This window comes from Methylophilus sp. DMC16, from assembly GCF_056314045.1.
In genome coordinates this window covers 1-13,235 of sequence record NZ_JBQUZC010000003.1, presented here as the reverse complement: position 1 = coordinate 13,235, position 13,235 = coordinate 1, and the positions used below count along the sequence as shown (strand labels likewise).

Here is a 13,235-nt window from a genome sequence, read left to right as displayed (position 1 = left end):
ATTATTATTTAAGTCTCATCGCTCTAAAGTGCAGGCATTCCCTGCAAGAATCGTTCTCAGCCATCCAATCAACGCCGTGGCACGTATTCAGCTGACATCACCCACGGCGCTGGCTGCAAACAACCACCATCATGGCTGCTATCAGCCCAAAAATAAACGATACGCCGGATTATGGCTCTCATCCCAGTACGGGTAACCCAATTGCTGTAAAAACTGGGTAAAGGCGACCTGATCCTCGGGCGGCACCTGCATGCCCACCAAAACCCGGCCAAAATCTGCCCCATGATTACGGTAGTGAAACAAACTGATGTTCCAGTTGTGACCCATGGATTCGAGAAAGTTCATTAAGGCGCCGGGTTTTTCAGGAAACTCAAAACGGTAAACCACCTCGTTTTGGACTTGTGGCGCATGCCCGCCCACCAGATGGCGCAAATGTAACTTGGCCATTTCGTTGTCGCTCAAATTAATGGTGGGCAAGCCCGCCGCCGCCAATTTGCCCGCGATAGCATCTGCCTCGGTCGGGTGATGCACCGCCAACCCGACAAAAATATGCGCTTGCTCGGTGTCAGCAAAACGGTAATTGAATTCGGTAATATTGCGCTGCCCTAACAGGCGGCAAAAACGCTTAAACGCGCCGGGGGTCTCAGGAATGGTGACGGCAAAGACCGCCTCCCGGCGTTCCCCCAGCTCCGCGCGCTCGGCAATAAAGCGCAAGCGGTCAAAGTTCATGTTGGCACCTGAAGCAACTGCGACCAGGGTTTTACCTTGACACTGTTCGCGTTGACTGTAAGCCTTCAAGCCAGCCACGGCCAGCGCCCCGGCCGGCTCAAGAATGCTGCGCGTATCCTCAAACACGTCTTTGATGGCGGCACAAATCGCATCATTATCAACCACGATCATTTCATCGACATATTGCTGCACGAGCGCAAAGGTATGCTCGCCCACTTGCTTGACCGCAGCCCCATCTGCAAACAGGCCCACTTGTTCCAACATGACACGTTGGCCGAGCTTCAGCGATTCGGTCATGGCTTCGGCATCCTGCGCTTCGACGCCGATGACTTTGATTTCGGGGCGGACCGCTTTCAGATAGGCCGCCATCCCAGCCAGCAGGCCACCACCGCCGACGCAACAAAACACGGCTTCAATCGGCGCCGCATGATCCTGCACCAACTCCAGCGCAATCGTGCCCTGGCCAGCAATGACATCCGGATCATCGTAAGGATGCACAAAGGTCAACCCTTCCCGTTGCTCGAGATCGAGCGCGTGCAAGTAGGCATCGGAGTAACTGTCGCCAAACAACACTACTTCGGCACCGCGTGCGCGCACCGCATTGACCTTGATCGCTGGCGTGGTGGTCGGCATCACAATGACGGCACGGCAGCCCATTTTCTGCGCACTCAAGGCCACGCCTTGCGCATGGTTACCGGCGCTGGCGCAAATCACGCCACGCTGCAAAGCCTCAGCCGAGAGGTTGGCCATTTTGTTATAGGCACCGCGCAGTTTGAATGAAAATACCGGCTGCATATCTTCGCGCTTGAGCAACACCCGGTTATTCAGTCGCGAGGACAAGTTGGGCAATTCATCGAGCGGCGTATGTCTGGCAACGGCATAGACGTGGGAGTGTTCGATTTTTTCGCGGTAATTGATGGTCATGAAATGCGTGGAGATTTTAAAACCGCAAGGTTGCAGTGTATGATAGAGAATTGTTTGTATTATAAAGAATTAATCAAGGATTGAAGCACATGGCGATGGATAAAGCACAACAAGACGCATTGAAACTCGAAGTGGCAAAAGCAGCAGTGAATTATGTCAAGGATGGCATTATTGGTGTGGGCACCGGCTCAACCGCCAACTTTTTTATCGACGAACTGGCCAAAGTCAAACATAAAATCACCGGCGCAGTCGCCAGCTCCGAAGCTACCGCGCAACGCCTGCGTAACCACGGTATCGAGGTCTTTGACTTGAACAGCGTCGACAGCATGGATATTTATGTAGATGGCGCCGATGAAATCACCGAGCACATGCATATGCTCAAAGGCGGCGGTGGTGCATTGACCCGTGAAAAGATCGTGGCAGCTGTGGCCAAATCTTTCATCTGTATCTGCGACGAAAGCAAATTTGTACCCGTATTGGGCAAGTTTCCCCTGCCAGTAGAAGTATTACCGATGGCTCGCAGCCATGTGGCACGTGAACTGGTAAAACTGGGTGGTCAACCCCAATTGCGCGACTTCACAACTGACAACGGCAACTTGATCCTTGATGTGCATGGCTTGAGCATTACCGACCCGATTGCAATGGAAGCCAAGATCAACCAGATCGTAGGGGTGGTGACTAACGGCTTGTTCGCAGCACGCCCGGCCAATGTGTTGCTGCTGGCCACGCCAAATGGCGTTAAAACTCTGACCAAGTAATTGCAACTTCTGCACACTGAAAATTATCATACAGTTGTCATATTGGGCTGGTAATCTGCACCGGCACAATAATTAGGAAAAATTTGTCATGCAATTTGAACACACCTCTAAGCAATATGATGTTGAACTGGAGTCCGTCCGGGCCAAGGTTCTGGAAATGGGCGGGGTCGTTGAGCAGCAAATCGTCAATGCACTGGAGTCGCTGACCAACGCGGATGTCAATCTAGCCAAAGACGTCATGGAGCGCGACGCGCGTGTCAACGCTTTAGAGGTTCAGGTGGATGAAGACTGCAGCCATATTATTGCGCGCAGACAACCTGCAGCACGTGATTTGCGCATGATCATGATGATGGTAAAAACCATCACGGATCTGGAGCGGATTGGTGACGAAGCCACTAAGATTGCACGGACTGCCCAGCGTATCTACGAGCAAGACCGGATGTACAAACCACGGTTCAACGAGATCAAAACCATGGTTGGCATTGTGCGTGAAATGCTGCGTACATCGCTGGATTCATTTGCACGCCTGGATGTCAGCCAGACCGTGGAAGTCGCCAGACAGGATGAGCAGGTGGATGAACAATTCCGCGCCGCCATGCGTCAGTTGATCACATTCATGCTGGAAGATCCACGTACGATCTCGATGTCACTTGAAGTACTGTTTGTGGCAAAAGCCATTGAGCGCATTGGCGACCATGCGAAGAACATCTCGGAGTACGTGGTCTATATGGTTAAAGGCAAAGATATCCGCCATACCAGCCTGGAAGATATTCAGCGCGAGACGCAGTCGTAATAGACCGCAAATAAAAAGCACTCCGAGGAGTGCTTTTTATTTTTGTTGGCCGGGATACGGTTAAAGCCTCATCGCATTAACCATTTTCACTAGGCAGAAGGAGGCACATAGCCAGTGGCAACATCTGCGCCTTCGCCAAAAAAGTACTTTTCGGTTTGCTCGGATAGATATTTACGTGCACTCGGGTCCGCAAGGCTCAAGCGGTTTTCATTGACCAGCATGGTCTGCTGTTTTAACCAGCCTGCCCAAGCTTCTTTAGACACATGCATATAAATCTTTTTACCCAGTTCTCCCGGATAAGGCGGAAAATCCATGCCTTCGAGCTCTTTGCCCAGTTTCACACATTGCACCAATCTTGCCATGTTCGATCCTCACTACACTGCTAAAAGCGCTATCATAGCGCATGTTAAAATCTGATGTTCGCAATTTTAGAGATAAGCCATGCAAAACAACACCCCTTCAGGTCACCAGGAAAGTCCATTCAAAGGCAAAACCGGCCTCCGGCGCTTGATTAATGCCTTTGGCTACTCCATGGATGGCTTCAAAGCCGCTTATAAGCATGAAGATGCTTTCCGTCAGGAGGTCTGGCTCTCGCTGGTGCTGATTCCACTAGCGTTTTACTTGGAGTCAGAAGCCCTGCACCGCATCCTGATGGTCGGCAGTGTGTTGCTGGTCATGATTGTGGAGCTGCTGAATTCGGCGGTTGAAGCGGTGGTAGACCGCGTGTCGATTGAACGGCATGCACTGGCCAAGCGAGCCAAAGATATTGGCAGTGCTGCCGTGTTGTTGGCATTGATCAACTTGACGGTAGTCTGGGGCTTGATTTTATTCAATTAAAAGACAACAGGCTGACCAAGTCAGCCTGTTGCTTTGATCTGTCGCGCACCTGTGCGCCGCGTAATGAGGCGCGCAGGTGCGCAGTCCCACCGCTTAAAAGTCAGCGCGGGCGCCCAACAATACTGCCCTGGCGCCTGACGGGGCAATATCCTTCAGAAAAGATGCGTGCTCACGGATCTCTTCATTGAGCAGGTTATTGGCCTTGGCAAACAACTCCACGTTATATTTCACCGGCAACTTGTATGCGACCAATGCGCTGACATTAGTATAAGCATTGGTTTTGAGTTCGTTCTCGGCCACGTTATTCTGCTTAAAGGCATGCAGCACATCGACGCGAGCATTCCAGTTGCCCAGACGATAATCCAGTCCACCGCCCAATCTCAAGGGAGAGATTCTAGGCAAGTATTGATTATTACGCGTGTCTTTGGCATGCACGTAGTCACCGCGCATTTTTAATGTCCACTCGTCGTTCAAGGCAAACTTGCCTTCTAACTCCAAGCCCTTGAACAAGGCCGGAACCGCTCTAAACTGTGCTTCAGGCAACAGCTCGCCATCCACCGGCACCTCAATGCCTGTATTAAACAAGCCGATAAAGTTTTTAAATTTGGTGGCATACGCGCCTAGCGTCACACTGTGACCACCTGACTTCCATTTCAGCTGCGCATCAATACCGTTGGAGCGCTCTTTGCTGAGGTTAGTATTACCGACCTCCACCTGCCCAGTCGCAATATGTGGTCCATTCGCATACAGTTCAAAATAGCTAGGTGCACGCTCGTTATGCGACAAGTTGGTCGTCACACTCCAGGATTCATCAATGGTGTACAGCCCCCCCAGCGCAAAGCTATTGGGGTTAAAGTGTTTGCTAAACGCCTGGGTGAATTTATCATCGACATGGGAGTCTATCGAGGTATCGCCAAACCGCCCGCCAAAGGTGACTTTGTGTTTATCGATTGCATACTCTTCGTAGACATAAGCCCCTTGGTCCACGGTGGTGACACTAGGCACAAATGCCTCTTCGCCTAAGGCCTGAAAACGCGTGTTCTGGAACTGATAGCCGACCACCCCATTCAAGCCTGCCAGTGGGACATGGGTGGCTTCGAGGCTCCCCTGCAAACCACGGTTTTTAAAAGTGGTGCTCGGGTCGCCATTCTCCACTTCTACATGCTCATAATTGGTATAAGCCATTCTCACCTTGATTTTTTGCACAGGCCCCTTGAGTTCTCTCACCTCACCTGCCAATTCCGTACGTTTGTTTTCCATATTGATTCTGACCCCCTCTTCCGCCACGGTGCCATAGTGGTTGTTGGAGTCCGCATAGGAAATCCCCAGATAGCCTGTATCAAAGGTCCAGGAAGCACCCAATGCGCCGCCATTGGCCAGCGCAGAACTATTATTGAGCTTGTCCTTGCCGCGACTATCGCGCGCAGTACCATCGGCCAAACTCTTGCGCTTGGAAAGCGCATAGCCAGGAATCTCAAGATTGCTGGTTTCACGGCTGTAGATATCGGCATGCAATGCAAACAGGCCATTGCCCACATCGACCACCGCAGCGCCATTGCGCGTATTGTCTGGCCCGCCAAACCTGGTTTCAGCGCGGCCGGTATAGCCATTAAGGGATTCTTTAGGGATACGGTGGTCAATCGCGTTGACGACACCGCCCATGGCACTGCCGCCATACAGCAACGCTGCCGGACCTCGCACCACATCAATTTGCTCAATAATCAATGGATCCACGCCCACTGCATGGTCAAAACTCAGTGACGAGGCATCCAGAATACCAACACCGTTTTGCATGATACGCACACGCTCGCCGTCCAGGCCACGGATAATCGGACGCGAAGCATTTGGACCAAACTGCGTGGCCGTCACGCCCGGAATGCCATTCAGGGTTTCACCCAGAGTCCCTTGACGACGCAAACTGAGCTCACGTCCGCCCAGTACCGAGACCGGCACCACCATATCATCCGATGCCACGCCCAGGGGATTGCCCGTGACAGGCACATTATCAATATCAAGGGTTTTCGCGTCTTCTGCCGAGACCAGCATGGGCGAGCTCAACGCCGCCATCAATGCCAGCCATAATGATTTTTGCTGCCCACGTGCAGACATCCTCTTTTGTAACATTTTCATTGTTTTTTCCAGACAAGGTCAGGCAGTGCTGTGTGCACTGCATAAATAGCTCACTCCAGCCGCAAGCGCGACCTGGAGAATGTATCGTCAAGGGTTAAACAATGGCAGGAGGGGCGCGTGCGGCATAGGCCGCGAGCGTTGGGCGCTGTATGGCAATCGCAAGGGCGCTGATGACAGCAAGATAGCTAAGCTCTGGCAAGCTCCATTGCAGGGCCTGCGTCATCACTCCGACGAGATGCGCGTAGGCGACACAGAGCCGGCATTGGTCTTTGCTTTGATGCTTGTCAGATTGCGAGTGTTGCGTCAGCTCTTTGAGATGGGTAATTTCATGTGTGACAAGGCCTGTCTGCGTGATCGCAAACAACACTGCCAATAGAAAATACACATAAAAGCGCTTTAACATGTTGAATATACTAACATAAATTCTTGCCCACAGAATGCAACTCTATTGCATTTTTATGCAAAAGCCATGCGTTTTAGCGAGATGAGCAAGTGAAAAGCTAGAGATTAACGACGCGCTTGGGGGCAATACGGCCATCGCGCTGCTGCTGGCCGACCCCAAGAAACAAGCCGGAAGCACTATAAATACGTAAATCGCCCGCTGGGATAACGCCAGCCAGCCAGACTGGATTGCCTTGTTTGAAATAATAGGCGGCATCCTGATGCAGCTCGACTTTAGGCAGGATTTGAATAGCACTATCGACAGGCAGCAGCAACGCATCGCGCTGCTCAATAGACATCTGCTCCAGAGCTTCTATCGTCACGGTCTCGGCGATTTGATAAGTGGCGGTCGCCGTACGGCGTAAAGCTGTGAGGTGCGCACCCACATTGAGTGCTTTACCGATATCCTCGCCTAAGGTGCGGATATAAGTGCCTTTGCTACAACAGACTTCGATTTCTGCACTATTCTCAGCACAGGCCAAGACACGCAATGCATGAATGGTTACCTGACGCGGTGCACGTTCTAGCTCGACACCATTACGCGCGTATTCATACAAAGGCTTACCGTTTACCTTGAGCGCAGAATACATGGGAGGCACTTGTGTAATTGACCCCATAAACTGCGGCAACACGCGCTCAATCTCTGCACGCGACACCTGGCAAGCCACCTCACTGACGACGTCACCCTCTTTATCTCCGGTGGTGGTGGTCACACCAAACTTGACGGTCGCCATATAAGTTTTGTTTTCATCCGTCAGGTGTTGTGCAAATTTGGTAGCTTCGCCCAAGCAGATCGGCAACACGCCAGTTGCAAGAGGATCCAAGGTCCCGGTATGTCCGGCTTTTTGGGCCTGATATAACCATTTGACCTTTTGCAAGGCCTGATTGGATGAAAAGCCATAGGGCTTGTCCAGCAACAACACGCCACTGACGGCACGTTTAATGCGTTTGGTTTGCATAGCGCGAAAGGAGGTAAAAATTATTCTTGCGGAGGGGTATCAGACAAAGCGTCGCTGATCAGCTTGTCCATATGCATCCCACGGTCTATGGATTCATCATAGACAAAATGCAACTGCGGGACAGTACGGATCATCATGCGCTTGCCCAGCTGCGTACGCAAAAAGCCGGCGGCTTTTTCCAGGCCGGCTTGCAGGCCTTTGCTATTCTTCTGCGCGGTGTAAAAGACCTTGGCATGTGCCATATCCCCCGCCACCTCAACCCCGGTCAAGGTGACCATCTGCACACGCGGGTCCTTGATCTCAAACATGAGCAAATCCGCCAGTTCACGGCGCATTTGCTCAGAGATGCGGTCATTTCTTGAAAATGCTTTAGCCATTAGAGTGTTCTGGCCACTTCAACGACTTCATAAACTTCAAGAATATCGCCGACTTCAATCTCATTGTAGTTCTTGAGAGACAAGCCGCACTCAAAGTTATTTTTAACTTCTTTAACGTCATCCTTGAAGCGTTTCAGGGAGTCCAACTCACCGGTATGAATAATCACATTGTTACGCAACAAGCGGACTTTGGAGTTACGTTTAACCACGCCATCCTGTACATAACAACCGGCCACTGCACCCACTTTGGAGATCCGGTATACCTCGCGGATTTCTACCGTACCAATCATTTGCTCTTTCTGCTCGGGTGCAAGCATGCCACCCAGCGCCGCTTTGATCTCGTCCACAGCTTCGTAAATGATGTTGTAGTAACGCAGGTCGACATCCAGATTCTCAACCAGCTTACGTGCCCCGGCATCAGCCCGGACGTTAAAGCCGATCAGCACCGCACTTGAAGCGGCAGCCAGGTTCACATCTGACTCACTGATGGCACCCACGCCGGTGTGAATAATATTCACACGTACTTCGCTGGTAGACAGTTTTTGCAGGCTGGTGGTCAAGGCTTCGTAAGAACCCTGTACATCTGACTTGATAATCAGGTTCAGGGTTTGTACTTCGCCTTCAGCCATCTGCTCAAACATGTTTTCAAGTTTGGCAGCCTGCTGCTTGGCCAGTTTCACATCGCGGAACTTGCCCTGACGGAACAAGGCAATTTCACGCGCCTTGCGCTCGTCGTTCAAGACGATGGTTTCTTCACCAGCACTTGGCACATCAGACAAGCCCAGAACTTCTACCGGAATAGACGGGCCGGCTTCTTTAATGTCGTTGCCATTCTCGTCAAGCATGGCACGCACACGGCCATAAGCCGTACCTGCCAGCAGCATATCGCCGCGGCGCAAGATACCGGACTGCACCAGTACGGTAGACACCGGACCACGCCCTTTATCCAGGCGACCTTCAATGACCAGGCCTTTGGCTGGCGTATTGAGCGGGGCTTTCAACTCAAGCACTTCCGCTTGCAGCAACACTGCTTCCAGCAACTCATCAATGCCTTTACCGGTTTTGGCAGACACTTCACGGAACATGGTATCGCCACCGTACTCTTCAGGCACCACTTCATGCGAGATCAGCTCGCTTTTCACGCGTTCAGGCTGCGCTTCAGGTTTATCAATCTTGTTAATCGCTACCACGACAGGCACGTTACCGGCCTTGGCATGGTGAATCGCTTCAATTGTTTGTGGCATCACGCCATCATCCGCGGACACCACCAGAATCACGATATCGGTCGCCTTCGCACCACGGGCACGCATAGCGGTAAAAGCCTCGTGACCAGGGGTATCCAGAAAGGTCACCATGCCACGTGGTGTTTCCACGTGATAAGCACCGATATGCTGGGTAATGCCACCAGCTTCACCTGACGCCACGCGACTGCGGCGGATATAGTCCAGCAAGGAGGTTTTACCATGGTCAACGTGACCCATGACCGTGACCACCGGTGGACGTGATTCCAGAATCGCTTCAACGCCTTCGGTTTCTTCCAGGAAGCTTTCAGGATCATTCGCAGCCGCGGCTTGCGCTTTGTGACCCATTTCTTCGACCAGAATAATCGCAGTGTCCTGATCCAGCACCTGGTTGATGGTCACCATCATGCCCATTTTCATTAAGGCCTTGATCACTTCCGCCGCTTTGACAGACATTTTGTGCGCCAAATCCGCAACCGAAATGGTCTCCGGCACCATCACCTCTTTGATGATAGGTTCGGTTGGTGCATTAAAGGCGTGCTGATCATCTTTATTGGATTTGTGATGCTTGCCCTTAGGGGTGCGCCAGCCTTGAGCGCCGCCAGCAGGTGCATCCCCGCGTGTTTTAATGCCGCGTTTTTTGTTCTCGTTTTCATTCCAGTCGCGGTTGTCGGTCTTGGCTTTTTTATCTTTATTTTCTGGCTTGTCTGTTGCTTTGGCAGCGGGCTTGTGTAGCGTCCCTTCAGACAACTTGGTGGCTGCGGGTTTATTCTTCGCAGCCTCGGCCTCTGCCTGGCGCTTGGCTTCTTCTTCTGCGCGACGTTGTGTCAACGCTTGCTTGCGCTTGATATCTTCTGCCTGCAAGGCAGCCAGCTTGGCCGCACGCGAAGCTTCTTGTTCACGTAAGGCAATCTCCTGCGCCGACAGAACCACGCCTTTTTTCACAGGGGCTGGGGCTTCTACGACTGGTGTAAGTGCTGGTGCCTCAACTACTGGCTCAGGCTCTGGCTCTGGCTCAGGTTCAGCCACGACCTCAACGATCTCTTCGATCACAGGTTCTTCCACCACGACCGGCTCAACCTCTACGGGCAAGCTCTCCAGAACTTCTGCTGGTACTGGCTCGGCTTCATCATAAGCAGCGGCATCCACAGGCGGCTCATAGCCCAGCTCAGGGCGCTCCAGCACGCGTTTTTTACGCACTTCCACCTGAATCGTACGGGCTTTACCTGAGCTATCCAGCTTTTTGATTTCGGTGTTCTGCTTACGGGTCAGTGTGATCTTGTTTTTAGGCGCGTTACCTGCCCCATGCTCTTTACGCAAGTAATCCAGCAAGGCAGCCTTGTCACCCTCTTCCAGGAAATCATCCACAGACGTTTTATGAACGCCTGCGCTTTTCAGTTGCTCGATAAGAAGAGTCGTTGGAAGACCCAGCTCGGCGGCAAATTGTGCGACGGTTGAAAGTGCCATGTACTGCTCCAGTTCAATTACTTTATTTTTTAATTAAGAGGTATGCATGATGTTTTAAACGCATAGGTTATTTAAAACGCCTGGTTACTTAAACCAGGGTGCTCGCGCCGTCATAATCAATGACTTCGCACGCTCTTCATCTATTCCGGTCAACTCAACCAGCTCATCGACTGCCAGTTCGGCCAGATCTTCGCTGGTATGAATCTCGCTGGCTGCCAGTTTATGGGCAGTGTCTGCATCCATACCATCCAGCGTCATCAGGTCGTTGGTGTCTTCTTCAACTTTTTCTTCTTTGGCAATCGCCTCGGTTAACAAGGCAGCACGTGCGCGTGAACGTAACTCATTGATCGTGTCTTCATCAAAGGCCTCGATTTCAGCCATCTCTGCCAAAGGCACGTAGGCAATCTCTTCCAGTGTGCTAAAGCCTTCCTGCACCAGGATATCCGCCACTTCTTCGTCCACATCCAGCTTCTCGATAAACAATTGGCTGATTTTGGCATACTCGTCCTGACTCTTCTGCGCAGCCGCTTCTTCGGTCAGGATATTCAGGTTCCAGCCAGTCAGTTCCGACGCCAGACGCACGTTTTGACCGTTGCGCCCAATCGCTACCGCCAATTGCTCTTCGTTCACCACCACATCCATGCTGTGTGCATCTTCATCGACCACAATCGACGTCACTTCAGCTGGCGCCAAGGCATTAATGACAAACTGTGCCGGATCCATGCTCCACAATACGATATCCACGCGCTCGCCACCGAGCTCAGAAGTCACCGCTTGTACACGGGAGCCACGCATGCCCACGCAAGTCCCCACAGGATCCAGGCGCTGGTCATTGGTTTTAACCGCAATTTTGGAACGCAAGCCAGGATCACGCGCCGCAGAACGAATCTCCAGCAGGCCTTCTTCGATTTCAGGCACTTCCAGCTCAAACAAACGCTTGAGGAACTCGGGAGCGACACGCGACAGGATCAGTTGCGGCCCACGGCCACCACGGTCCACGCGTGACAGATAAGCACGCACACGGTCACCCACGCGCAGGTTTTCTTTTTGAATCATGGCTTCACGTGGCAGCAGGCACTCAATACGGCCTACTTCAATAATCGCATTGCCTTTTTCCATCCGCTTGATCACGCCAGTGACCAGGCTTTCGCCACGCGCCAAAAAGTCCTGGATCATTTGCTCACGCTCAGCTTCGCGCACCTTCTGCAAAATCACCTGTTTTGCTGCCTGTGCGCCAATGCGGCCAAACGAGATCGACTCTAATGGCTCTTCGTAATAGTCGCCAATTTGTCTGCCAGCAGCACGTTCGTCTTCTTCATCAAACTGGTAAGCCGAGCTTTCCAGCAGGTCATATTCTACATATTGCCAGCGTCTAAAGGTTTTGTAATCTCCGGTTTCACGGTCAATTTCGACACGAATATCTGCGCCTTCTTCATGGTTCTTTTTCGTCGCCGAAGCCAATGCCAATTCCAGGGCAGTAAAGATTACCTCTTTATCCACGTTTTTTTCATGGGCCAGGGCATCAACCAACAACAATAATTCACGACTCATCGTAATCTCCAACTCACCGTACGGATTAGCTAAAACAAATTAATCAAAAACCGGGCTCAATCGAGCCTTATCTATATTATCCAGCGACAATCTATAAACCCAGCCATCGCACTCAATCAACACTTTCCCCTCGTCAACGCCTTGCAACTGTCCCAAAAAAGTCTTTCTGGGCAATGTGGTTGGCGTTGCTTTAGGGCCATCATCCGGAATACCCACTCGCAATTTGATTTGTGCACGCTCACCAGTAAAACGCATAAAATCACGTTCCTTGCGCAACACACGATCCAGACCGGCAGAAGAGACTTCCAGGCGGTCATAATCGATATCCAGTTCTACCGTCAGCACGTTGCCAAGCTGGTTGCTCACCAGAACACAATCATCAATCGTAACGCTGTCCTTATTGTCTTTGGGTGCCAGCTTGTCGATGAACACGCGCAATAATTTGCCACGATTGGCTGCCTCAAAATCAACCAGCTCGTATCCTAACTGCGTGACTGTCTTTTCAACTACCGAATGCAAATTTTGCATACGCACCCTTAATTCAAAACGTTACGTCCAAAAACAAAAAATGGGCGTAACGCCCATCTATCATTTTGATTATACCAAAATTCCTTTTAAATTCAAAGTAACAGATGGCGCAATGACTGGGTCGGGCGGGTTTTGTTTGACGTCTACAGCCTGTAGTAGCCCGAACGGGTCAATGACATACGCCTGTGTATTTTTTAAGATGTGTGTAAAAGAGGGAGAAGCAGCAGATCAACAACCGCTTGAGCGGTGTCAATTATATTTTACGCTGCAGTGCAGCGCTTAAGTTTTCATGGCAGTCTATTTTGAGTTGATCTTAATAGACACTTCAACCCGGTGCTTGCACCGGGTTTTTTTCTGCCTGAATTTCATCTGCCTACCGGTTACAGGCAATAAAAAAGCCCCCGACATTGCTGCCGAGGGCTTTTTAGAATAGGAGCTTGGGGATGACCTACTTTCGCATACGAAGAGTACACTATCATTGGCGCAAGTTCGTTTCACGG

Annotated in this window: 12 protein-coding genes; 3 read left to right on the top strand and 9 right to left on the bottom strand. The window is 51.4% G+C overall.

The features are described 5' to 3' along the window. Nucleotides 1-141: 141 nt before the first annotated feature. A complete protein-coding gene (gene ilvA, locus ACT53D_RS11515) occupies nucleotides 142-1,653 on the bottom strand; it encodes a threonine ammonia-lyase, biosynthetic (RefSeq protein WP_476156298.1) in 1,512 nt (503 codons plus the stop codon). Between the two features lie 95 nt (nucleotides 1,654-1,748). On the opposite strand from ilvA, the gene rpiA reads away from it, so the two are divergent. Together rpiA and phoU are read left to right on the top strand one after the other, a co-directional pair. Then, a complete protein-coding gene (rpiA, locus tag ACT53D_RS11510) occupies nucleotides 1,749-2,411 on the top strand; it encodes a ribose-5-phosphate isomerase RpiA (RefSeq protein WP_194749787.1) in 663 nt (220 codons plus the stop codon). 88 nt (nucleotides 2,412-2,499) lie between these two features. Continuing rightward, nucleotides 2,500-3,204 (top strand): phosphate signaling complex protein PhoU, encoded by a 705-nt coding sequence (gene phoU, locus ACT53D_RS11505; protein ID WP_275356408.1) that lies wholly within the window; start codon nucleotides 2,500-2,502, stop codon nucleotides 3,202-3,204. 89 nt (nucleotides 3,205-3,293) lie between these two features. On the opposite strand, the gene ACT53D_RS11500 is transcribed toward phoU, so the two are convergent. Beyond that, the gene (locus ACT53D_RS11500) at nucleotides 3,294-3,566 is read right to left on the bottom strand and encodes an oxidative damage protection protein (protein ID WP_194749769.1); all 273 of its coding nucleotides are present in this window, start codon (nucleotides 3,564-3,566) and stop codon (nucleotides 3,294-3,296) included. A 79-nt stretch (nucleotides 3,567-3,645) separates the two neighbouring features. Between ACT53D_RS11500 and ACT53D_RS11495 the strand changes: the two genes are divergently transcribed. Beyond that, nucleotides 3,646-4,041 carry a diacylglycerol kinase gene (locus ACT53D_RS11495; RefSeq protein ID WP_275356407.1) on the top strand — a complete coding sequence of 132 codons (396 nt, stop codon included), beginning with the start codon at nucleotides 3,646-3,648 and terminating at the stop codon, nucleotides 4,039-4,041. Nucleotides 4,042-4,134: 93 nt separating this feature from the next. On the opposite strand, the gene ACT53D_RS11490 is transcribed toward ACT53D_RS11495, so the two are convergent. From ACT53D_RS11490 to rimP, 7 genes are all read right to left on the bottom strand, one after another. After that, the gene (locus ACT53D_RS11490) at nucleotides 4,135-6,165 is read right to left on the bottom strand and encodes a TonB-dependent receptor (protein ID WP_476156791.1); all 2,031 of its coding nucleotides are present in this window, start codon (nucleotides 6,163-6,165) and stop codon (nucleotides 4,135-4,137) included. 100 nt (nucleotides 6,166-6,265) lie between these two features. After that, entirely contained in the window at nucleotides 6,266-6,574 is a 309-nt protein-coding gene (locus ACT53D_RS11485) for a hypothetical protein (RefSeq protein WP_476156296.1), read from the bottom strand. 97 nt (nucleotides 6,575-6,671) lie between these two features. Further along, on the bottom strand, nucleotides 6,672-7,571 hold the full coding sequence (gene truB, locus ACT53D_RS11480; RefSeq protein WP_476156294.1) for a tRNA pseudouridine(55) synthase TruB: 900 nt from the start codon (nucleotides 7,569-7,571) through the stop codon (nucleotides 6,672-6,674). A gap of 20 nt (nucleotides 7,572-7,591) precedes the next feature. After that, nucleotides 7,592-7,948 (bottom strand): 30S ribosome-binding factor RbfA, encoded by a 357-nt coding sequence (rbfA, locus tag ACT53D_RS11475; protein WP_194749773.1) that lies wholly within the window; start codon nucleotides 7,946-7,948, stop codon nucleotides 7,592-7,594. Beyond that, nucleotides 7,948-10,656, bottom strand: a complete 2,709-nt coding sequence (gene infB / locus ACT53D_RS11470) for a translation initiation factor IF-2 (protein ID WP_379073333.1) — start codon at nucleotides 10,654-10,656, stop codon at nucleotides 7,948-7,950. The genes rbfA and infB overlap by 1 nt, the downstream gene beginning before the upstream one ends. Nucleotides 10,657-10,740: 84 nt before the next feature. Beyond that, nucleotides 10,741-12,207 carry a transcription termination factor NusA gene (gene nusA / locus ACT53D_RS11465; protein WP_194749775.1) on the bottom strand — a complete coding sequence of 489 codons (1,467 nt, stop codon included), beginning with the start codon at nucleotides 12,205-12,207 and terminating at the stop codon, nucleotides 10,741-10,743. Between the two features lie 39 nt (nucleotides 12,208-12,246). Next, nucleotides 12,247-12,735, bottom strand: a complete 489-nt coding sequence (gene rimP / locus ACT53D_RS11460) for a ribosome maturation factor RimP (RefSeq protein WP_379073332.1) — start codon at nucleotides 12,733-12,735, stop codon at nucleotides 12,247-12,249. Nucleotides 12,736-13,235: the final 500 nt, after the last annotated feature.

What these genes read in the sequence shown, in the direction of transcription:
- ilvA (WP_476156298.1), bottom strand. Translation starts at nt 1,653, where the DNA reads ATGACCATCAATTACCGCGAAAAAATCGAACACTCCCACGTCTATGCC.
- rpiA (WP_194749787.1), top strand. Translation starts at nt 1,749, where the DNA reads ATGGATAAAGCACAACAAGACGCATTGAAACTCGAAGTGGCAAAAGCA.
- phoU (WP_275356408.1), top strand. Translation starts at nt 2,500, where the DNA reads ATGCAATTTGAACACACCTCTAAGCAATATGATGTTGAACTGGAGTCC.
- ACT53D_RS11500 (WP_194749769.1), bottom strand. Translation starts at nt 3,566, where the DNA reads ATGGCAAGATTGGTGCAATGTGTGAAACTGGGCAAAGAGCTCGAAGGC.
- ACT53D_RS11495 (WP_275356407.1), top strand. Translation starts at nt 3,646, where the DNA reads ATGCAAAACAACACCCCTTCAGGTCACCAGGAAAGTCCATTCAAAGGC.
- ACT53D_RS11490 (WP_476156791.1), bottom strand. Translation starts at nt 6,165, where the DNA reads ATGTTACAAAAGAGGATGTCTGCACGTGGGCAGCAAAAATCATTATGG.
- ACT53D_RS11485 (WP_476156296.1), bottom strand. Translation starts at nt 6,574, where the DNA reads ATGTTAAAGCGCTTTTATGTGTATTTTCTATTGGCAGTGTTGTTTGCG.
- truB (WP_476156294.1), bottom strand. Translation starts at nt 7,571, where the DNA reads ATGCAAACCAAACGCATTAAACGTGCCGTCAGTGGCGTGTTGTTGCTG.
- rbfA (WP_194749773.1), bottom strand. Translation starts at nt 7,948, where the DNA reads ATGGCTAAAGCATTTTCAAGAAATGACCGCATCTCTGAGCAAATGCGC.
- infB (WP_379073333.1), bottom strand. Translation starts at nt 10,656, where the DNA reads ATGGCACTTTCAACCGTCGCACAATTTGCCGCCGAGCTGGGTCTTCCA.
- nusA (WP_194749775.1), bottom strand. Translation starts at nt 12,207, where the DNA reads ATGAGTCGTGAATTATTGTTGTTGGTTGATGCCCTGGCCCATGAAAAA.
- rimP (WP_379073332.1), bottom strand. Translation starts at nt 12,735, where the DNA reads ATGCAAAATTTGCATTCGGTAGTTGAAAAGACAGTCACGCAGTTAGGA.